The 20,589-nt window shown below is 41.7% G+C and carries 18 protein-coding genes; 7 read left to right on the forward strand and 11 right to left on the reverse strand.

Annotation, left to right across the window (positions count from 1 at the left end; translation table 11 throughout):
- Positions 1 to 37 precede the first annotated feature (37 nt).
- The 7 genes from ABF638_RS24820 to ABF638_RS24850 form a co-directional block, all read right to left on the reverse strand.
- A complete protein-coding gene (locus ABF638_RS24820; RefSeq protein ID WP_435025585.1) occupies positions 38 to 241 on the reverse strand; it encodes a hypothetical protein in 204 nt (67 codons plus the stop codon).
- Positions 242 to 280: 39 nt separating this feature from the next.
- Positions 281 to 685 carry a VOC family protein gene (locus ABF638_RS24825; RefSeq protein WP_069069847.1) on the reverse strand — a complete coding sequence of 135 codons (405 nt, stop codon included), beginning with the start codon at positions 683 to 685 and terminating at the stop codon, positions 281 to 283.
- Between the two features lie 18 nt (positions 686 to 703).
- Positions 704 to 1,300: a tRNA-(ms[2]io[6]A)-hydroxylase gene (locus ABF638_RS24830; RefSeq protein WP_069069846.1), complete on the reverse strand. Its 597-nt coding sequence runs from the start codon at positions 1,298 to 1,300 to the stop codon at positions 704 to 706.
- A 677-nt stretch (positions 1,301 to 1,977) separates the two neighbouring features.
- A complete protein-coding gene (locus ABF638_RS24835; RefSeq protein WP_435025586.1) occupies positions 1,978 to 4,038 on the reverse strand; it encodes a ribonuclease catalytic domain-containing protein in 2,061 nt (686 codons plus the stop codon).
- 120 nt (positions 4,039 to 4,158) lie between these two features.
- On the reverse strand, positions 4,159 to 4,374 hold the full coding sequence (gene rpsR, locus ABF638_RS24840) for a 30S ribosomal protein S18 (protein ID WP_012411240.1): 216 nt from the start codon (positions 4,372 to 4,374) through the stop codon (positions 4,159 to 4,161).
- Positions 4,375 to 4,376: 2 nt separating this feature from the next.
- Complete coding sequence (rpmG, locus tag ABF638_RS24845) at positions 4,377 to 4,571, reverse strand: 50S ribosomal protein L33 (RefSeq protein ID WP_094333178.1); 195 nt, start codon at positions 4,569 to 4,571, stop codon at positions 4,377 to 4,379.
- A gap of 43 nt (positions 4,572 to 4,614) precedes the next feature.
- Positions 4,615 to 5,172 carry an RDD family protein gene (locus ABF638_RS24850; protein WP_435025587.1) on the reverse strand — a complete coding sequence of 186 codons (558 nt, stop codon included), beginning with the start codon at positions 5,170 to 5,172 and terminating at the stop codon, positions 4,615 to 4,617.
- 205 nt (positions 5,173 to 5,377) lie between these two features.
- On the opposite strand from ABF638_RS24850, the gene ABF638_RS24855 reads away from it, so the two are divergent.
- Together ABF638_RS24855 and ABF638_RS24860 are read left to right on the forward strand one after the other, a co-directional pair.
- Positions 5,378 to 6,010 (forward strand): PEP-CTERM sorting domain-containing protein, encoded by a 633-nt coding sequence (locus tag ABF638_RS24855; RefSeq protein WP_435025588.1) that lies wholly within the window; start codon positions 5,378 to 5,380, stop codon positions 6,008 to 6,010.
- A 77-nt stretch (positions 6,011 to 6,087) separates the two neighbouring features.
- Positions 6,088 to 7,371, forward strand: coding sequence for a molybdopterin molybdotransferase MoeA (locus ABF638_RS24860; protein WP_435025601.1), 1,284 nt, complete (start codon positions 6,088 to 6,090; stop codon positions 7,369 to 7,371).
- Here the strand turns inward: ABF638_RS24860 and ABF638_RS24865 are convergent.
- On the reverse strand, positions 7,368 to 8,600 hold the full coding sequence (locus ABF638_RS24865; protein ID WP_435025589.1) for a cysteine desulfurase-like protein: 1,233 nt from the start codon (positions 8,598 to 8,600) through the stop codon (positions 7,368 to 7,370). The genes ABF638_RS24860 and ABF638_RS24865 overlap by 4 nt on opposite strands.
- A 274-nt stretch (positions 8,601 to 8,874) precedes the next feature.
- Here ABF638_RS24865 and ABF638_RS24870 point away from each other — a divergent pair, with 274 nt between their 5' ends.
- From ABF638_RS24870 to ABF638_RS24880, 3 genes are all read left to right on the forward strand, one after another.
- Positions 8,875 to 9,108, forward strand: coding sequence for a DUF4327 family protein (locus ABF638_RS24870; protein WP_181930704.1), 234 nt, complete (start codon positions 8,875 to 8,877; stop codon positions 9,106 to 9,108).
- 1,228 nt (positions 9,109 to 10,336) lie between these two features.
- On the forward strand, positions 10,337 to 11,668 hold the full coding sequence (locus ABF638_RS24875) for a P-loop NTPase fold protein (protein ID WP_181930705.1): 1,332 nt from the start codon (positions 10,337 to 10,339) through the stop codon (positions 11,666 to 11,668).
- A complete protein-coding gene (locus ABF638_RS24880) occupies positions 11,644 to 16,830 on the forward strand; it encodes an nSTAND1 domain-containing NTPase (RefSeq protein ID WP_435025590.1) in 5,187 nt (1,728 codons plus the stop codon). The genes ABF638_RS24875 and ABF638_RS24880 overlap by 25 nt, the downstream gene beginning before the upstream one ends.
- Positions 16,831 to 16,872: 42 nt before the next feature.
- Here ABF638_RS24880 and ABF638_RS24885 read toward each other — a convergent pair whose 3' ends face one another.
- Both ABF638_RS24885 and ABF638_RS24890 read right to left on the reverse strand, forming a co-directional pair.
- Positions 16,873 to 18,705: an ABC transporter substrate-binding protein gene (locus ABF638_RS24885; RefSeq protein ID WP_435025591.1), complete on the reverse strand. Its 1,833-nt coding sequence runs from the start codon at positions 18,703 to 18,705 to the stop codon at positions 16,873 to 16,875.
- Positions 18,706 to 18,708: 3 nt separating this feature from the next.
- Positions 18,709 to 19,401, reverse strand: coding sequence for a hypothetical protein (locus ABF638_RS24890; RefSeq protein ID WP_435025592.1), 693 nt, complete (start codon positions 19,399 to 19,401; stop codon positions 18,709 to 18,711).
- Positions 19,402 to 19,638: 237 nt separating this feature from the next.
- Between ABF638_RS24890 and ABF638_RS24895 the strand changes: the two genes are divergently transcribed.
- Both ABF638_RS24895 and ABF638_RS24900 read left to right on the forward strand, forming a co-directional pair.
- Complete coding sequence (locus ABF638_RS24895) at positions 19,639 to 19,767, forward strand: hypothetical protein (RefSeq protein WP_435025593.1); 129 nt, start codon at positions 19,639 to 19,641, stop codon at positions 19,765 to 19,767.
- Between the two features lie 28 nt (positions 19,768 to 19,795).
- On the forward strand, positions 19,796 to 20,419 hold the full coding sequence (locus tag ABF638_RS24900) for a Uma2 family endonuclease (protein ID WP_435025594.1): 624 nt from the start codon (positions 19,796 to 19,798) through the stop codon (positions 20,417 to 20,419).
- A gap of 16 nt (positions 20,420 to 20,435) precedes the next feature.
- On the opposite strand, the gene ABF638_RS24905 is transcribed toward ABF638_RS24900, so the two are convergent.
- Positions 20,436 to 20,573: a hypothetical protein gene (locus ABF638_RS24905; protein ID WP_435025595.1), complete on the reverse strand. Its 138-nt coding sequence runs from the start codon at positions 20,571 to 20,573 to the stop codon at positions 20,436 to 20,438.
- Between the last annotated feature and the right edge of the window lie 16 nt (positions 20,574 to 20,589).

A 20,589-nucleotide genomic window follows, 5' to 3' on the forward strand; every position in this document is an offset into this window, starting at 1 on the left:
GTGACCCTCTTCAGTTCGACGATCTTGTTACAGAATATTAAGTCGCACATCGCGTTATTTTGTTAATTAGAATAAAGGGAAGAGTCTCCTGAATTGTGTTATCTGTCAAATCCAGGAAACGAAAAATTATATAACTTCCTGTGGGTAAAAATGGAAACAAAATATGTTGCAGTGGAGCGATCGCATTTTTGACGTTTAAAGCAAGGTAAACTGGTGCAAAACTGCGGATCTTGTTTCTCACGAATGATTTGGGATTGCCATAGTTGTTAGTAGGGAACTTTTAACTAACAATTCCTAGATTGTTGTATATTTCAATGAGATTGCCATCAGGATCGCGAAAATAAGCTGTGCGGATTCCCCAGTCTGGGCGATCTTGTGGTTCTGTTACAACGATCGCATTCTGAGTTTTTACTTGCTCATAAACCTCATCCACGTTATCGACTGCGAAAATCAAGACAGTTTTATCTCGATTGACAACATACGAAGGTTGTTCGATTCTGGGGACTACTTCAGCCATTAATTCTTTTTTGAACAAACCCAGCTTGAGATATCCGGTATTAAACTCAGCATATCCGCTATCTTCATCGCCCCAATCGACATCAAATTTCAGCAGATCCCGGTAGAACAGAAAAGAATCTTTATAGTTGGAGACAAGCAGTCTCAGGTGTGTTAACTGAAGCTTCATATCTGTTACCTTAGTCTACTAACTGTGAATTCTAGGTTCTGGATGCAAAGTCGCCAGCAACTCGCTTTCGACAATTGCCAATTCATCAAGCCGTTGCATGACAATTTCTCGGTCGAAATAAGTAGCAGCTAAAACCCAATATATACCGTAGTGTCGCGCTTCGGATGCCATTAGCCCACGATAAAATTTTGCTAACTCTGGCTCTGGACAGTGAGCAGCTAATAATCCCAGGCGTTCGTGAGAGCGAGCTTCTATTAAACCAGTTACTAGTAAGGAATCCAGAAATCGCTCAGGTTCTTTGGGGCGGACTTGAGCTTTTAAACCTGCGCCGTAGGGAGGCGGTGGTAAGGGAGCTAGGGGAATATTCCGGCGTTCTAACCATTGGTTAACTAGTTCAAAGTGTTCTAGTTCTTCGCGGGCGATCGCAGTTAGTTCCCGTACCATCTTAGTATTGGAAGGGTAACGAAACATCATATTTAAGGCCACGCCCGCTGCTTTGCGTTCACAGTGGGAGTGGTCGAGTAAGATGATGTCTAAGTTAGCGATCGCTTGTTCAACCCAAGCAGAGCTTGTGGGCTGTTTTAGGGCGTTGATAGTCGATAACTGAGTAAGCACAAAGTCACAAAACTCCAGAATTTAAATTTGGCTGAGTACCCTAACAAATTGATTTTAATCGTGGATGGGGCAATTTGTTGCTTTTATACCTTTTGCCCTCTCTCTTAGTCAGCACGTCATTGATTACCAAAAGCTGAAAATATCTCTAAATGGCTCTTATTTGCTGGCTTGTCCACGCACGAAATGCTTTCATTGTCGCATTCCTGCCATTGGTTTTACTCAACATCAAATATTCGGGAATCACTTTGCAAAATTGGGATGCTCCAATATTATTGGAGTAGCTCTTTTTCTGTCTTTGTTAACTCAATTTTCACATATTTACAGAGATATAGGACTCATATTTGATTTCTGAAAAAACTCAGTACAACTAAGAAGCCTTCTTGACTGTTGCCTATTGTCTATTGCCTATTGCCTGTCTACGCAAATTAGTTCAGAAATCAAAGCGGATTCCTATAGATAAAATTGGATATTCCATATTCAGATAAGCAGTGCTTAAAAGTTTGCACTTCCTCTATGATTTCCTGAATATGTTTTTTGAGAGCTATTCTTGACGGAAAATAATTACAAAACTGTTCTGCAATGCCTAGCAAAGTTACTGAAGTGTGATTTTCTATCCCTTTTCTAAGAAACCAGATTTTCTGAGGGCTATATGTTAACTGAAAGGAGTTGAAGCAAGTTTAATTCGCCGCTGTTTGGACTTCTTGATAAATTATTTCTTGAAACTGGATCATATCTTTTTGTGGATCGGCGTGGCTAACTTTCACTACTATCTGTTCGCCCAAATTCACAGAACGTTTGAAAGTCATTGGTAACTGCAAGCCCAAATCTTCTAACAAAATTAGGGCTAAGTTGCTGTCTTCCCGCAACCACATCAACACTGTCACATCCCAGGTTTCCTCTGGATGACGGCGTAAATACTCTAGAGCATAATATCTATTAGTTTGCCGTTCCACCATCGTCAACTCTTGGGTGATGCTGGTTACATTCATCATCACTTCTTTAAGTTGTTCTGCGGAAAATGGTAAAACTTCACCCCGCAAATGAGCTTTCAGTTGGAAGTGGGTAAGCAAGTCACTGTAGCGACGAATGGGAGAGGTTGCTTGGGTATAAGTATCCAAACCCAAACCAGCATGACGCAGAGGCGTAATGCTCATTTCACTCTTGGGCATACAACGACGCATGGCGCAGGCGCGAACGAATCCAGCCGGAAGTAGGAGTAATTCTTCGTCTGGGGGTAATTCCGGTTGCGGCTGACCGCGAAAAGGCAAAGGTATGTTGTGAGCTTTACCATAACGAGCCGCAACTTCACCGGCAACAATCATCATTTCTGCTACCAGTTGCCGCGACGGGGAATCGTCCAAAATGTCAATGTTGATCTCGTCACCTTTGACTTTGATCGTTGCTTCGGGCATGGTGATGCTAATTGCCCCTTGGGCGTAGCGCCAAGCTTTGCGCCGCTGTGCCCAAGTTGCGATCGCTGCAATTTCTGGTTCTGCTTGTACTCGCAATTGCAGCATTTCATCTACATCTTCGTAGGTGAGGCGATAAGTCGGCTTAATCAAGCTGGTATGAATGCTGTAATCTTCTACTACCCCAGTTGTACCTAAAATAATCCCGAAACTGAGGGCGCAACAAACCTTTCCCTGTATCAGACTCATTGGCCCAGTTGCCAATACCTCTGGAAACATGGGAATCATCCCCGTAGGCAAATAGACTGTACTACCCCGCTTTCTAGCTTCCAAATCTAATTCATCTTCCGGCACTAACCATCTAGTAGGATCGGCGATATGCGCCCAAATCCGTTCCCGTCCATCGGGGAGTACTTCCCAACTTAGACCATCGTCGATCTCTGTGGTAGTTTCATCATCAATGGTGTAGACCTTCAGGTGAGTCAGATCCAGGCGGTTTGCATCTGAGTCAATCGGCGGGAAATCCAAACGCTGTTGCGCCACTTCTAATACCTTATTAGGAAACTGAATCGGAATTGAAGAACGACGCAGGAACAAGTTTTCATAAGGACTCCACCAACCCAAATCTACCAGCAGTTGAAAGGCTCCTTGGGGTGTTGTGGGTCGTCCCAGCATGGTCATAGTTTCTAATACCGGAGCGCTTGGCGGATAAGCACGAGCCAAGGAGTCATAATTTACTCCCGTTCGCACAGTGTCAGCAAGTAGCGCTGCGTATTTTTCTAGCCCTTCTAAGCGCTGGCGATCGTGGCGCTGCCATTCTACTGCTTCACCTTTGAGCGCCTGCTCTACACGAATTAAAAATTCCTGCTGTCCCTTAGCTTTTAGTGCCTCTACTTCCAGTTGGTGCTTGCGTTCTGCCACTTGAGGAGCAGTTCGCGGCTCATAAGCGTCTCCTTTTTGCTTGAAATAAAGTTTGTCGTCTGATAACAAGCAATAGGCGGCGTAACAATGAGGCGCGGCTGATTCCGAAAATAGCAAATTTGCCATCAGGTTTGGGGTGACTGTTTCCCCATCTTCAACCAGTAATTCCCAAGCTACCTCTAAGCTAGATGGGTCTACATAAGGCTTGACCTGTTCCAAAAAGCTGGCAATGTCAGAGGGCTTGTAAGTCTGTCCGGTAACTGTATAAGTTATTTGTCTAGGCGCGAGGCTGTGGGATTGACCACGTTCGTCTACCACAAACCAGCGGGTTTTACCGTCTGGACGTTCTACGATGCCCAGACGGCGATCGCCTTGAACCCTAAATTCAACTAGCGTCCCCTTCTCCACAACTCTCGCACTTTAATTTGGTGAACAGTTTAATTAAATAGTTTTAAATTAGGAGTTAGGAGTTAGGAGTTTTGATTCTTAACTCCTGTACAGACGCGATTAATCGCGTCTCTCCTCTTTTTAGCCTTCCGCATTGATAAATGGCAACAAAGCCACAATCCGCGAACGCTTAATTGCTAATGTCAACTCTCGCTGTTGCTGAGACGTAAGCCCAGTAATCCGACGTGGCAATATTTTACCCCGCTCGGTGACAAACTTACGCAATAAATCAACATCTTTATAATCGATTGGTTCTCCTGGTTTGATTGGAGAAAGGCGACGACGGAAATAACTCATCTCTACTTAATTTCCTTGTGAACAGTATGTTTGTTGCAGTGGGTGCAGAACTTTTTCAGTTCTAGCCGGTTAGTGGTGTTGCGGCGATTCTTGGTACTGGTATAACGTGAAACACCAGCAGAACGCTTATCTGAATTTGTCCGACACTCGGTACACTCTAGTGTCACAATAATGCGGGCACCTTTACTCTTAGCCATAATCTTACAAACAGTGAAGCCTGAAGAGAATTAACACAAATGACTATCTTCTCACATTCTGCCGCATATTTTCAACTAATCTTTTGATTTTTATATCGAGCGAGTAGCCACGACGCGACGAAACGATGAAAGTTCCACAATAGCGATCGTGTAAAGCCTGCCGCATCTGGGCATCAGATAAGGCAGTCCCACAATCAATTGCTAGGGGAAGTACTAGCAGTATAGCAGTGGGATTGGCTCTAATATTGCTCAGGGCAATTGATACTAAAAGCGCACCCAAGCCGATGATTGTCTCTCGCTTCACCAGTGAGAGTAAATCTGGAATTCTGCCCATTATTTCCCCATCTTCGACTTCCAACACCTTTAAGTCGAACGCCCAACGCCCTAAACTTTGCCCTTGATTGTTGTATACTACCAGCACCCGCAAAACCAGCCAAAGTATGATAAAAACTAAAATTTGTACAAATTGAATACCGATATCGCCCCCTCCCAGTAGGGAACTGACTAACCAGACACCAAGGAAATCAAGTCCCAATGCCATACCTCGCCGCCCAATCTCAGCCTTGGGATAGTGTTTTTGGGGAAGTCGTTCGATAGTCATACAAAATAGGTATTTTTAGTTAGGGGTTGGGAAATAATTGCTCCTGTTTTTAATATTAAGGTGATGATTTGGGTTTGGCGTTTAAACTGTTATACATAAAAGTTCCATAGTTAGAGCGGGCAAGAACCCACCCCACAAAAGTCTGTTTTTGGGAAATTTTGTATTGTTGTAGAAAATTAATTTTAATTAACTTGGGAGTTGTATCATGATACATCTGTTTGCTAAAACAGCTATTGGTATGGTGACGACTACTGCTTTAGCGTTAGCGATCGCCATAAGCACTAAAGACATAGCTCATGCTGCTGAGTTTAACTTTAGCTGGAAGGGAGACACTGGTTATTCAGCTAAAGGTTCATTTAACTACGATACAACAACTGCTCCTAGCATTATTTCTGAAGCAGGTTTGGGAGCTACGAAGAACTTGCAATCTCTCTCAATTTCCTTCTTTGATCCCTTGAGTAATCTCATAAATAGTTTCACTCCTGTGCTTAGTGGTGTATCCAACTACGGCTATTTGAGATTCAACTTTGATAACACGACTGAGAAAATCTTTGGCCCTTTTGATGTTGGCAAGGATGATGAGCTTTCTGGTGACACATGGCTTAATAATAATCTCGCACTCATAGACCAAGGTTTTAGTGATGAGGTTCTAACTAAAGAATTTGGTTTTAACAATAGAGATGCAGCAGGCACAAAGCAAATACTAGATTTAAGTAACAATTCGATTCAGGTATCCAAAGTCCCCGAAGGAAGCATAATTGTAGGTTTACTAGCAATGTGTAGTTTGGGATTTACTCTCAAGCAGAAAACAGCTATTAGCGCTTTGCGGCATTCGTAATTACTTTATCTGCTCTGTTGATTGAGTCCTTAGTGTTAATTTACAGGGATAAAGGTAAAAAGTCGGAGGCGATCGCTATGTTATCAGTCGGCGATGCAGAAGCAATTATTTTAAATTTGGTGCAGCCGTTGGATCATCAGCGGGATACTGAAGTTGTAGATTTATTCGCAGCCGATAGTCGGATTTTGGCAACACCTGTCACCAGTCCGTTAGATTTTCCCCATTGGGATAATTCGGCAATGGATGGCTACGCAGTTCGCTACGAAGATGTACACCATTCCAATGCCGAACAACCAGCCGTTTTAGAAATTGTTGAAGATATTCCGGCTGGGTATCAGCCCAAGTCTACGATTCAATCGGGGCAAGCCGCGCGAATTTTTACAGGTGCGGTGATCCCAGCAGGTGCAGATACTATAGTTATCCAAGAGAAGACACGTCGGGAGGAAAACCGCGTATTCATCCTGGATGCACCAAAACCGCAAGAATTTGTCAGACACAAAGCATCTTTTTACCAAGCTGGAACACAACTACTACCAGCAGGAATTAAGTTACATGCCCCAGAAATTGCCGTATTGGCAGCAGCACAATGTCCAAAATTAAGTGTTTACCGCCGTCCGCGTGTGGCAATTTTTTCCACTGGTGATGAGTTGGTGACAGTTGATCAACCGCTGCAATCAGGGCAAATTGTGGATTCTAATCAGTATGCACTGGCAGCTTTGGTGAGACAAAGTGGCGCAGAACCGTTGATTTTAGGCATTGTGAAAGATGATCCAGTTGCTCTGGAGAAAGTCATTACCCACGCAGTTGCGATCGCTGATATAGTTCTTTCTTCAGGTGGCGTCTCAGTGGGAGATTATGACTATGTTGACAAAATTCTCGAATCGCTAGGAGCAAAAATTCACATTCGCGCTGTGGCAATGAGGCCAGGGAAACCCCTCACTGTCGCCACTTTCCCCAGTAGAAACGCGATTAATCCTACAGACGCGATTCATCGCGTCTCTACAAACTCCCCACTTTATTTTGGTTTACCAGGAAACCCTGCGGCTGTGCTGGTGACATTTTGGCGGTTTGTGCTACCAGCAATCAAGAAACTTTCGGGAATTACTGAAAATTGGGAACCAGTGTTTTTAAAAGTGCGATCGCATGATGAATTGCGATCGGATGGTAAGCGTGAAACTTACCTTTGGGGGAAATTGCATTTAATTGATGGAGTTTACCAATTTCACAAAGCTGGCGGTAGTCATAGTTCTGGCAATTTAATTAATTTAGCTCAAACCAATGCCTTAGCTGTTCTTCCGGTGGGTAAAACACTAATTTACCCACAAGAAGAGGTACAAGTTTTGCAGCTTAGTAACTGTTAAAATATCTGCTCAAAAGCCTCAATCAAGCTGTTAACTTCCTCTAGGGTGTTGTAATGTACCATACTCACCCGGACTATTCCACCTTGGGATGCTAACCCCAAGTATTCAATGAGCCGTTTAGCATAAAAGTCTCCGTAGCGAATTCCAATAAAATGTTGGTCAATTTTTTCTGGAATGGTTGAACTATGCATTCCATCTACCACAAAAGATATAGTTGGCACACGGCATTGACGATCAGCCTTTGATTGACCAATCACTCGTACATTAGACTTGCTGTTGAGGTAATTTAGGAGGCGATCGCTAATCTTTTCTTCATGTAGGCTAATTAAATCAAACGCCTGCACCATTTGATTTCTCAAATCAGGTGCAGTTTCTTTGCCATAGTGCAGTTGTGCTAATTCACTCAAGTAATCACATAAACCTAACATTCCATAACTTAATTCAAAATTGACATTACCTAACTGAAATTTATAAGGTATATCTGTCTGTTCAATAAAATAATGGTTAAGACCAGGCAATCTTAATAAATGTTCTTCTTTGCCATAAAGTAAGGCATGATGTGGCCCATAGACTTTATAACAACTCAAAGCATAGAAATCGACATCCAAATCTTGAACATCAACTAGTCTGTGGGGTGCATAAGCTACACCATCCACACAAATCATCGCGTTGCGATCGTGTACAAATGCAGCAATTTTTTTAATTGGGTTGATGGTTCCCAGAACATTAGAAGCATGAGTCAAGGCTACTAGTTTGGTACGCTGACTCATCAATGGTTCTAAATCTGCTAAATGAAGTTCCAAGGTATCTGGGCGAACTTGCCACACTTTCACCTTCATTCCTTGTTTTTCAAGAGCGACCCAAGCACCAATATTAGCCTCATGGTCACAATTAGTAACAATAATCTCATCGCCAGGTGTGAAGGTTTGACCCAAACAAATTGAGAGAACTCTCAACATCATTGTAGTAGATGGGCCCATGACCACTTCTTTAGAAGAATTGGCATTAATGAAACTAGCCATTCCCCTAGTTGCTAGGGCTAATCGTTCTCCTGCAAGTTGAGAAACCCCATACGAAGCTCCCAACTGGACATCTGAACTTAAGAGAAATTCACTAATTCTATCTACTACTTTTTTCAGAGTTTGTGACCCGCCAGCATTATCAAAAAAAGTCCATTCACCAGCTAGAGCAGGAAAATATTGACGGACTTTATCAAGATTCAGGAGCATAGTATTATAAGTCCTCTAGAGAATGTTCTTTACCCTAGCCTAGCTTTTGGCAAGTTGCCTAGATGTGCCAGCCTTCTTGCTCTGTAACAATCTATCTAGAGAGGGTATACTTGGAACCCCAAAGAGTATATTACTTACATATCTAACTTCCAGCAAGGATTAATGTCTTGATTCTTCACAATTCTCGCCAATTTTATTTGATAAGTTTAAGAGAGAGTCAAAGCAGCTATTGTTTTGATTCTTAATTCCTTGATTGAAAACAAAGGAACGACCTATGAATACTACCGTTACATACGACATCGAGGTTATCAAGGAAGAAGCACTTCAACTTGTCAAAAAGGGACTTATTAACCGTCAGCAGCCAATTTATACCCTCTGTAAATATATTCCTCATCGTGACTGGGTTAATTTTGAGCTTGAGTTAGAAAAAAACGAATTTCTACTCAGAGATAGAATTATCGACCTCCTGAATCACGAATCGTGGGAAGACGATTATGGCTGCATTTAGAGGCTGAACCCACATTAGCAGCATCCCAATAAAATCAAAATTACAAATCAATTTTTCAGCATTAACAACCCTCACATTCAGTCGGGGGTTATAAATAAGAGATTATTAAAGTAAGCAATAAATCTTGATGGATGAGTTAGGTGCTAGAGAAGAGAAGATGAACTATTGCTAGCGTAGCAATAATTGTCTATTAGAGATTACGGTGACACAAGTCTTTTAGAGTTTCCTCGCAGGCTTACCATTGTTCTCCCGGTACTAGACTCTGCATATTGGTAACAACTTAAGAAAAAGGTATTGATTCTCAATAGGTGTATTTCTTGGGAAAAAATATCGATCCTGGAAACTCTAGAAATCACTTAGACAATACAGCACTTCCGGCAGCTATGAGGTACATTCTCAAAGCTGAAAGCTATGCTAGGAGAGGGGCAAGGAGAAAAAAACTGTATTGCACAATAGCGGGAAGCGCTGTAAGGCATTGCGATACGCAAGCCGCTTTGCACTACAACAAGTCTTCTCGATTTAATCACCGATGATACTTGTCGCCACAGTAGTGTTGATACTGCTGCCACCATTAGAAGTAAACCCAGAATCCGGTCGCGTAGTTCTAACTGCTGGGAATACGACGGTTTATTTTATACTAGTAGTGTTAATAGCTCCTCCATCCGCGCGGCGTTAGTATTGGTGTAGCCTCTCCTAGTGGTCTGTCCCATTAGTTCTGAAGGGTTATAAAAGTTTGTAGTAAGGACTTTAGTCCTGAATTTTTAAGCACTTAAGTGCTTATTACAAACCTTGCAAAATTAATGGGACAGAACACTAGAGAAGTTTGCCACAGGCATCGCTTCGTTTTCTGGCGCTGGCATGTTTCTATTCCGCTTGTGGTCTATATTACATGCAATTTTGTACCGCTATATATTTAATAGCGCTACAAAATTGTACTTGACGTACCTTTTTTTGTGCTGGATATTTTTAATATTCATAAGAGTAACTTATTTAATATTAGGGATTTTTGCTATTTGTACTTATAGTAGTATTTCTGCTTACTTCAACTAAAATATCAGCATTATTATGTGTCATATCAAACTTCAGATATGAACAATTATCCGGAATGCTGCTAGTTTAGTTAGTAGTTTGATTGAAATGTACTTAAATTAAGAGATAAATTCCCTAAAATCAATATATTTATTCAGCAGATTTTGTCATCCCTATTCCTGAGTGAACTAGATTAGTTATGCTCCTAGATTTAGAAAGATTTTATCAGGCTTGCAATCCGAGCAGACCTCTAATCATAGGAAACCCTAGCGATCGCCGATACTATATCGATTTTGCTGCGGTGCGGGGTGGTAAAATCATCGAAGCTTTACAGCGGACGATCGCGAGAATTTCGCCGGATATCCCAACCTGTCAACTATTTACCGGACATCTCGGCTGTGGAAAATCAACGGAGTTGTTGCGCCTCAAAGCTGAGTTAGAAGTGCAGCAATTTCATGTAGTATACTTTGAGTCTACCCATGTCTTAGAAATGGCCGATGTGGATGTGACTGATATTTTATTGGCGATCGCAGGACAGGTGAGTGAAAGCCTAGAAGCCATGAGAATCAGTCTCAAACCTACCTACTTTACTAAGTTATTTGGTGAACTTGTGGATTTTCTGCAAACACCAATTGATTTTGGGGTAGAAGCAGAGTTGTCTGTGGGGATTGCCAAAATCACAGCTAAAACAAAAGAAAGTCCCCAATTGCGGCGACGGTTAAGAGATTATTTAGAACCGCGAACAGCAAATATTTTACAGGCAATTAATCAAGAATTGCTAGAACGTGCCATCAAGGAACTGAAAACCAGGGGAAAAAAAGGATTGGTGGTAATTGTTGATAACTTGGATAGAGTTGCAATTCGACCTTTACCATCGGGGCGATCGCTACCAGAATACCTATTTATTCAGCGTGGCGAACAGTTACGCAAATTAAATTGTCATGTAGTCTACACTATTCCTTTAGCTCTGACTTTCTCCAACGATAGCGCCGAACTTCAGCATCGTTTAGGGGGAGGAGTTGCACCAAAAGTATTACCGATGATACCCGTGCGTCTGCGCTCTGGCGAGATTTTCCCGCAAGGGCTAACAATGTTGCGGCAAATGGTTCTAGCTAGAGCTTTTCCAGACATTTTGCCTAGCGATCGGTTAGGCTTAATTACAGAAGTGTTTGATAGTCTAGAAACCCTAGATCGGTTATGCCTGATTAGTGGTGGTCATGTACGCGACTTACTGGGGTTGTTATTTGACTGTCTGCGAGAACAAGATCCACCATTTGAACGGGAATGTGTCGATTTGGTGATTCAAAGACAGCGAGATTACCGAGCCAACGCCATCGATCCCCATGAGTGGGAATTAATCTTTCAAGTGGTGCAACAGCAGAGGGTTAGAGGTGATATAGAATACCACACTCTATTGCGAAGTTTATTTGTATTTGAATACCGGGATCATCAGGGAGCTTGGTTTGCCGTCAACCCAGTTTTAGCAGAGACGGAAAAATTTAAATCATGGTTGAACGACACCCACAAGTAGATGTAAGAGTAGCTAACGAGCGTGCTTTGCGAAGTTTGGGGAGAGCAATTGCCCTTTCTAGCGGTCAATTCTCTCTGGTTTTGGTGTGCTGCAATTATCGAGTTTTGCAAGAACTTATGCTGCAACGACTCGAAGAACTTTCTTCAGGAGTACACCAAATTCAAAAGGTAGTTCTGCCGCATAATGCTAGAAGCCTTTACACAAGTATTCATTTACAACTGGTAACTGAAGCTAATCCGCCATCGGCGTTGATGATTTTGGGTTTAGAGTCAGTAGATGGAATCGATGATTTACTGAGGTCTATCAATCATATTCGGGATGAATTTCGCAAACGCCACCCATTTCCAATGATTTTGTGGGTGAATGAAGAAGTGTTGCAAAAGGTAGTCCGTTTAGCACCAGATTTTGCTAGTTGGGCGGCGACACCGATTCGGTTTGAGATGACAACTCAATCATTGCGGCAATTTCTGCAACAAGAAACTGACTCTTTATTTGCTACGGTGTTACCAACCGATGCTGCACAACACCAACCTCCTCAAATTGCAAAGCATTATTCCACTGTGGAGCAAGTCTGGAAACATAGTTATGAACTCCACTTTGCCATTAAAGAGTTGCACAATCGTGGTATTACCTTAGAGCCAGAATTATACGCTAGTTTAGAATTTGTTTTTGGTCTAGATAATTATATTAGCGATCGCATCAATACAGCTTTAAGCCATTTTCAGCAAAGCTTGCAAGTTTGGCAAAAGTTAGGGGAGATAGGGGATAAGAGAGCAGGGGAGGCAGGGGGAGCAGGTGAGGGAGAGGGAGTATTTTCTTTCCCTATGCCTCCTAATCGCCCATCTCCCCTACTTCTGCGACAGGGAATTTTGCTATTTTATATTGGGCTGTGTTATTGCCGTTTTGCAGAGCAAAATCAAACAGAAAATCGCCGCCATTGGTACACAGCAAAATCTTATTTTCAGCAATGCTTGAATATCTTGCAGATGGCTGGACGTTTAGATATAGTTGCTGGATTTATTAATCAACTTGCAGAGGTTTTGCAATATCTGCAAGAGTGGGAAGAGTTACAGACGGTTGCTCAAAAGTCTTTGGAGTTACATCAAACTTATGGTAGTCAAATCCAATTAGCTTGTGACTACGGTTTTCTGGCGCAAGTGGCTGTGCAGCAGTCGCGGTGGGTACAGGCGAGTATATTGGCACACGTATCACTGCTGAAATTAGGTGAGGCACAAAAGCACAATGACCCTTATAACTGCTTATTTCCCTTACTGTTGGGGCAAATCTCTTATTTAGTATTGGCGAAAGCACAGCGAAATTTAGGTGAGCTAGAAGTAGCTCGTGAATACTTAGACAAAGCAACAAAAGAACTGTCATCAGCTTTAGAAAGTAGTGCCCATCAATACGATGCCCATCGTTATATTCGCTTATTGCGGACACTGCGATCGCTATATTTTGAAGAAGGGCGATATCTGGAAGCCTATTATATTCGACAGAAACGGCGTTCTGTTGAGCAGCAGTACGGTTTTCGGGCTTTTATCGGTGCAGGCCGCTTACAACCCCAAAGACAGGCGACAAACCCAGCATTGATGTCACATTCTGGTAGCAGTAGCGTCGCTTTAGAAATTGCGGCTTCTGGTCGAGAGCGTGATATTAATAACTTAATTGGCAGAATTAGCCGCGCCGATCAAAAGTTGACGGTGATTCATGGTCAATCAGGGGTGGGTAAGAGTTCTACCGTCACGGCGGGTTTAGTTCCAGCCCTGCAAAACCGAGCCATTGGCGATCAAATAGCTGTGCCTGTGGTACTACAAGTTTATACCGATTGGGCACGGGAATTAGGTAAATCTTTGAGTGAGGCGATGTCTAGTGACGCATCCCTTGCCGTTTACGCTGATATCAAGCCAGAAGCAGCCATTGAAGCGGAGGCTTTGCCCTACTTTGAAACACCTATTGCCATTATCAGAATTTTACAGCAACTAAAAGAAAATGCTGATAACCATCTGATCACAGTGATCATTTTTGACCAGTTTGAAGAATTTTTCTTTGGTTATAGCGATCGCAATCAGAAACAGGAGTTTGATAAATTTATTAGCGATTGCCTCAAAATACCATTTGTCAAAGTCATCCTTTCCTTGCGAGAAGATTATTTACATCGGTTATTAGACTTTAAACATCTTTCGGCACTAGAAGCGATTAATAACAATATTCTCGATAAGCATATCCGCTATCAGTTAAATAACTTTTCGCCAGAATATGCCAAAGCAATTATCCGAAAATTGACCGAGCGATCGCAGTTTAATTTAGAACCTGCTTTAATTGATGCTTTAATCGAAGATTTATCTACAGAATTTGGTGAAGTTCGCCCCATTGAATTACAAGTTGTGGGAGCGCAAATTCAAGATGAACGCATTACTACACTAGAAGAATATCAGCCATATAGACCGAACAAACTCATTGAGCGATATCTTAAGGAACTGATTAAAGACTGTGGCCCAGAAAATGAACGAGCCGCGTTACTCGTCTTATATTTATTAACAGATGAAAGTAACAACCGACCTTTTAAAACTCGTGCTGAATTAGCGGCGCAGCTAGCAGAGTTAGAAGATGCTGGCAAATTAGAGTTAGTATTAGACATTTTAGTGCGCTCAGGTTTAGTAGTTCTATTTCCCGATGTACCAGAACGCTATCAACTGATTCACGATTATTTAGTAGACTTGATTCGTTACCTGCAACAACAAGAATCGAGCTTACAGGTACAATTAAATCAGTTGCGTTACAAAGTAGAACAAAGTAAAACTGAGATTGAGCGACTTAAGAGTGAACTTAGCCAAAATAAGCAGCATTCCAAATTGGTAGTTCCTCATCCCCAACAGGGATTAGATTTATTAACAGAATTGCGGGAATTACACAAGCGGGAAGAATTGAGTCAGTTAGAAATTGAGCAATTACGGGCTGAACTGAAAGAAAAAGAATTAACAGCAAAACTAGCAGAAAGTCAAAAGAAACAAAGACTCAGTGAAGCTCAATTAAATCGTTCACTGAAAATCGCTCTAACTGCTTCCGTTCTTGCCATATTAGGATTGAGTGTTTCTATAGTGACAGCAGTAGATAGCGAAATTAAAACCCTCAGTGTATCCAGTGAAGCCCTCTTTGCATCCCAAAAAGGTATTGATGCTTTAAAGGAAGGTTTAAAAGCGGGGAGAAAATTACAACAAACAGTCTGGGTAGATTCCTATACAAGAGAGCAAGTACAGACGGCGCTTTATCAAGCAGTTTCCGGGTTGAGAGAATATAATCGTTTCGATGGGCATATCTCTGGGGTAAATAGTGCTACATTTAGCAGCGTTCCCCCTTGGGGTTGGCAGAGCCATCGCTCTTTAATTGCCTCGGCTAGTGCAGACACTACAATCAATCTCTGGCGTCCCGATGGCAGCTTGGTCAAAACCTTGTCTGGGCATCAAGATGTAGTCAATAGCGTTAGTTTCAGCCCTGATAGTCAAATCATTGCTTCCGCTAGCCAAGATAAGACAGTAAAACTTTGGAGTCGAGAGGGTCAACTGCTTGCTACTCTTTTAGGACATCAGGGTGTAGTGAATAGTGTTAGTTTCAGTAAAGATGGTCAACTCATTGCTTCAGCGAGTACAGATAAGACAGTAAAAATTTGGAGTCAGGACGGTAAATTACTCAAAACCTTAGAGGGACATGATGGTGCAGTTTTGAGTGTTGCTTGGTCAACTGATGGTCAAACTATTGCTTCCGGGAGTGCTGACAACACCATCAAGCTTTGGAGTCGGAATGGTGAGTTGCTCAAAACCTTCTCAGGGCATAATGATGCAGTCTTGAGTCTAGCTTGGTCAACTGATGGTCAAACGATTGCTTCTGCTAGTTTAGACCAGACAATTAAACTGTGGAATCTAGAGGGTAAGCTACTGCGAACCTTGTCGGGGCATAGTGCTGGAGTTACCAGCGTCAGTTTTAGCCGTGATGGTAACACGATCGCTTCCGCAAGTACCGACGAGACAATCAGACTTTGGAGTTCTCAAGGTGTCCTGCTGGGAACCCTGAAGGGACATAATAATTGGGTTAACAGTGTCAGTTTCAGCCCAGATGGTCGTACCTTGGCTTCTGCCAGTCGGGATAAAACTGTAAAACTCTGGCGTTGGGACGATGTGTTACTGCGAAAGCCCAAAGCTAATGATGACTGGGTAACTAGCATCAGTTTTAGCCCTGGGGGTCGCACTTTAGCCGCAGCCAGTCGAGACAAAACTGTAAAACTTTTCAATCGAGAGGGTAAACTTATCCGTAGTTTTACGGGGCATCAGGGTCAAGTTTGGGGAGTTAGTTTCAGTCCTGATGGTAAAGCGATCGCTTCGGCTAGTAAAGATAAAACAGTAAAACTTTGGAGCCGCAACGGTAAACTGCTCAACACCTTACAGGGTCATCATGATACCGTCTTGGGTGTAGCTTGGTCGCCGAATGGTCAAATAATTGCCTCGGCTAGTAAAGATAAAACAGTAAAACTTTGGAGTCGAGACGGTATACTACTCAACACCCTGCAAGGACATCAAGATGCAGTGAATTGGGTAAGTTTTAGCCCCGATGGTAAATTGTTAGCCTCAGCCAGTGATGATAAAAACGTGAAAATCTGGACTGTAGAGGGTAAATTACTATACACATTAACTGGTCATAGCCGCCGAGTAAATGGGGTTGCTTGGTCGCCTGATAGTCAAAGCATTGCCTCAGTTAGTATTGATAGCACGGTGAAGATTTGGAATCGAGACGGGAAACTGTTAAATAATCTCGTGGGCGATGGTGATAGTTTCATCAGTGTCAGTTTTAGCCCCGATGGCAAGACTCTAGCAGCTAGCAGTGATGATAAAGTAAGGATTTGGAACCGAGAAGGGACATTACTGATTGCTTTGAAAGGTGATAAGCAAGAGTTAACCAGCGTTAGTTTCAGTCCTGACGGAAAGACTCTGGCTGCGGGTAGTGGTAACGGTACAGTGATTTTCCAGAATTTAGCAGATATCCAACTGGAAAAATTACTAGCACGGGGTTGCGATTTGCTGCATGATTATTTGCAGACTAATCAGAAGCTAATGAAAAGCGATGGCTCCGCCAACGCCAGGGGCGAACGCGCCTTGTGTTCTGGTAGGTGATGAATCAGGTTTAAAGCAATGATTATATAACTAAATAAATCATCAGTTGCAACTACTTTCTAACTGTTTTATTTCCTGTTCTTGATATTCTTCAGGAACGAAACTGTAACCAAACTCAGAACACTTGGACTTGATAATTTTGGCTAATTCAACTTTTTCCTTTTTACGATTACCATTCTCAAACTTGATCATATCTTTCTCATCAGCTCCCTTAGCTTCAAAATTAGGATTTGCTAAGTTATCTCGTAAATTTAGACGTGTTGGCTTTTCTTTTATATTTGTAAATAAAGCTTGAATTAAGACTTCAGCAGCATCGTAAGCTGTCACAGTCCAAGGACTAATTTCTCTACCTTGCCATAATTCTTTGGCTTTATTTGCAAAAAAATTGGATTGAGAAACTGTTGTTTTTATCCACGGAGTAGGCACCACTAAGCGATCTATAACATCTTCACCTAGCAGAAGTGTTTCATCCGTGAAAAGGGGATTTGCTCCTACTATCAAAAAATCTTTAGGACTAGCTTTAATTAATTTGAAGGTATTACGTAGGCTATAGTCAGTGGTTCCTCCATCAGGAATAACGACAAAGGCTTTAACCCCTTTATCATTTGCATATTTAATAGCTCTACTTGGCTTAAATAAAGGGCTAGATAAATGAAATAAATGAAAATATTTATATTTATCTTTATCATCTAACTCATTTACAATATCTATCTTAAAGTTCGATAAATCCTTTTTTAATTTACTCAAAAAAGATGCACTGAATCTACTGGAGGGATTGTAAAAAACTGCTACTTTATAATTTCTTTTAATTTCTAGATGACGGGCTACAGCAAAAGTGTTTCGCTCAAGAGAGGGAATTGTACGAAAGAAAAAATGATCGTTTGGACGTGGAAGTTCTGCAGAAGTACTCCCAGGAGAAACCGATACTAACTTGCCCTTTTCATAAATGTCCCTCGTTTCAAGAGTAAGATCACTAGCATAATGACCTATGACTGCAAGTATATGCTTCTGTTCTACTAAAATGCTTGCAATTCTTTTAGCTTCTTTAACGTCGTTTCCGTCATCTGCTATCAATACTTTAAGACCAATTTTAGGCGGATATTTCTCTTTACTCAAAAATTCTTCTTGGGCTTGAGCAACCCCTCTTAAAATTTGTAACGAAGTATAAAGGTTGCTATTTATAGGAACTACTACAGCAATTGTATAAGCTGGCATTTTGTCTTTTTCAATTTTTGCATTGTTAAGATATATCAATGTTTCAGGATCATTTGGTTCTTTTTTTCTTGCTTCTTTAAAGAAGTAAACAGCTGTGGGATAATTACTGAGCTTATAAGCCTCTATGCCCTTGATTTTGTCAGCTAAAGCAGACCCTGATATTAGAGATTGTTCACCACAACTTAAAGATTTAACGATTGACAAGTTTATATTATTATTCTCCTTACCATTTGGGCAAACAGTAGAAGAATTTAATGTTAATTGATATATTGCTATTGCGAAAAACAATCCAATACCTATAAACACGAAAAAAAATAGTATTTTTTTTAAATGTCTTCTGATTAAATTTTTGTACTTTTTTACTCCATTGTTATTTATCTTGTTTGAATTGGTTACTGTTTTAAAATCACTTGTTTCTAGTTGTGATGGATTGACCCTATTAGTGTAAGTTTCTTTTGTTCTTAAAGTTTTTAACTTTTGCTCGGTTTTTTCAATTTCATCTTCATGAGCTTTTATCCTTTGGTTTATTTCTTCAATATCTTTTTTCCATTTAAGCTGTCGCTTTGGATCTGTTTCACAACGCAACTGATTTTGTAGCTCATTCCATAGCTTCCTATCTGTTGCCAGTTGCTCTTGGAGGTATTTAAGCTGATCATCCATAGTTTAGTTCCTCCGCAACTTAGAGATTAACTGTTCCCAAGCAGACTTAATGTTGAAACCACTTCCAAGCTCTAACTCACCTTCATACTCCACAAGCATTGGCACAATCGGTAGAGTTATTTTTAATTTATGTTTGGCATCTAGCTCAGGATCTTTAATAATTTCAGCTACTGCTACACTAGTGAGACACAAAGCAGGAATTCGTTGTTCTAATGCTGCTAACATCTGCTGCATTTGTTGCTCTGAAATCAAGTTTGCTTCTAGTGCATCTATTAGGTTCTGAATCAAAACTAATTGTGTTTGATCTAGTTGCTGAGTAATAGTACTAATTATGGCTCGTTCGATAGCATCATAGCGGTTTAATAGAGCTTGACGCATTTGATTTTGATTTTCATAAATGGCAACTTGACCATTTAGTAAAACATTTAACTTCGCATCCATCTGCTGCAATTGGCTTTCGACCTTCTGCATCTCAGTATTTGGAGTATTTGATAATTCTTGGTCTAGTTCAGCGTACTCTTGCTTGTAGCGAGCAAGTGAATCCCATTGCCGCTCAATTTCCTGGCGATACCCAGCCTTTACACGAGGGTTTGTCTCGTAGCGCAATGCTTCTTCAAACTCCTTAAGCAGTTCTTGGTCTTCGCTAATGTGTGTTTCCAAATCTTGTAGTCTCTGAGAAAAGCCTGGAGAGAGCATAAGGTTAATTCTGTACTTCCTGAATAGCTAACTTTGTAAATCGCAGATAGATTAAGTAAACTCAACAGCACTTGGTTTTTATTCGGAACTAAACTGAAGTCAAGCCATACCGTAATTACCGTAAGTCCTTTTTAGTGTAGCAATGTCTCGCAGGTGCAGGGCGCGATCGCACTCCAAAAACTCCTAGCCTGATAAATAACTCAACTTAAAAGCGATCGCTCCTGATACCAACCAAAGGTGCGTAGGCGTAGCCCATCGGAGCGATCGCCTTCTATTACCCAACCTCAAGCCGTTGTCTCAGAACTACGGCAGGAAAATCAGCCAGGACTTATAGACAAAATTGTACATCTTGGTAGCATTGAGTGAAGTACCCGTCAGCAAGGGAGCGAGGGCGATGTATGCAACCGTCACACAACCACTGACTTTTGAAGAGTTTCTTGCCTGGGACGATGGTTCAGGCAGGGAGTTTGAGCTATTGGATGGGATTCCCGTGCCATTATCAGAACCAAATGCAAATCATGAGGATTTGATCCAGCGACTGTGTGCCTACTTGGAAAATCACTGCCAAGAAAATGACCTGCCTTACGTATCGCGCCAGTCCAAGCAGATTCGGCTCAAAATAGCACCAGGCGAAAAGGAAAAAAGCCGGAAAGCAGATATTGTCATATTTGCAAGAGTTGAATGGCAGAGGATGAAAACCATATCTAGTTCTGCTGCTGCATATATTCCACCACCCGGAATCATTGAGGTCGTTAGCAACAACTGGAAGGACGACTATCTGACAAAACTTGCTGAATATGAGGAATTGGGCGTTTTCGAGTACATCATTGTAGACTATGCTGCTTTTGGTGGCATTCGGTTCATTGGCTCTCCCAAGCAGCCAACCATTACAATCTACCAACTTGAAGGTGCAGAGTATTTACACCCAAAGGTGTTTCGAGGGCAGGATCGAATTGATTCTAGATTGTTTCCGAACATTCCCTTAACGGCTGAACAGATTTTTGCAATGAGTCGCTGATTAGCAATGAAGAAATTTATTCTAGTCGTCTTCTTCGCACAATCGCAATCGCCCAACGGTAATCAAATGTGGCGTAGCTGGCTGCATTATTTACACAAGTTGTAGATTGAGCGATCGCAACAATCAATTGAGCAGATGCAGCGTGCGATCGCACCCCAAAAATCCTTACA

It is taken from the genome of Nostoc sp. CALU 1950 (assembly GCF_051172895.1).
GTDB lineage: Bacteria > Cyanobacteriota > Cyanobacteriia > Cyanobacteriales > Nostocaceae > Nostoc > Nostoc edaphicum_A.

Bases quoted from the DNA above. Each gene is read 5' to 3' on its own strand.
- ABF638_RS24825 (WP_069069847.1), bottom strand. From the start codon at position 685: ATGAAGCTTCAGTTAACACACCTGAGACTGCTTGTCTCCAACTATAAA.
- rpsR (WP_012411240.1), bottom strand. From the start codon at position 4,374: ATGAGTTATTTCCGTCGTCGCCTTTCTCCAATCAAACCAGGAGAACCA.
- rpmG (WP_094333178.1), bottom strand. From the start codon at position 4,571: ATGGCTAAGAGTAAAGGTGCCCGCATTATTGTGACACTAGAGTGTACC.
- ABF638_RS24850 (WP_435025587.1), bottom strand. From the start codon at position 5,172: ATGACTATCGAACGACTTCCCCAAAAACACTATCCCAAGGCTGAGATT.
- ABF638_RS24855 (WP_435025588.1), top strand. From the start codon at position 5,378: ATGATACATCTGTTTGCTAAAACAGCTATTGGTATGGTGACGACTACT.
- ABF638_RS24860 (WP_435025601.1), top strand. From the start codon at position 6,088: ATGTTATCAGTCGGCGATGCAGAAGCAATTATTTTAAATTTGGTGCAG.
- ABF638_RS24865 (WP_435025589.1), bottom strand. From the start codon at position 8,600: ATGCTCCTGAATCTTGATAAAGTCCGTCAATATTTTCCTGCTCTAGCT.
- ABF638_RS24870 (WP_181930704.1), top strand. From the start codon at position 8,875: ATGAATACTACCGTTACATACGACATCGAGGTTATCAAGGAAGAAGCA.
- ABF638_RS24875 (WP_181930705.1), top strand. From the start codon at position 10,337: ATGCTCCTAGATTTAGAAAGATTTTATCAGGCTTGCAATCCGAGCAGA.
- ABF638_RS24880 (WP_435025590.1), top strand. From the start codon at position 11,644: ATGGTTGAACGACACCCACAAGTAGATGTAAGAGTAGCTAACGAGCGT.
- ABF638_RS24885 (WP_435025591.1), bottom strand. From the start codon at position 18,705: ATGGATGATCAGCTTAAATACCTCCAAGAGCAACTGGCAACAGATAGG.
- ABF638_RS24890 (WP_435025592.1), bottom strand. From the start codon at position 19,401: ATGCTCTCTCCAGGCTTTTCTCAGAGACTACAAGATTTGGAAACACAC.
- ABF638_RS24900 (WP_435025594.1), top strand. From the start codon at position 19,796: ATGTATGCAACCGTCACACAACCACTGACTTTTGAAGAGTTTCTTGCC.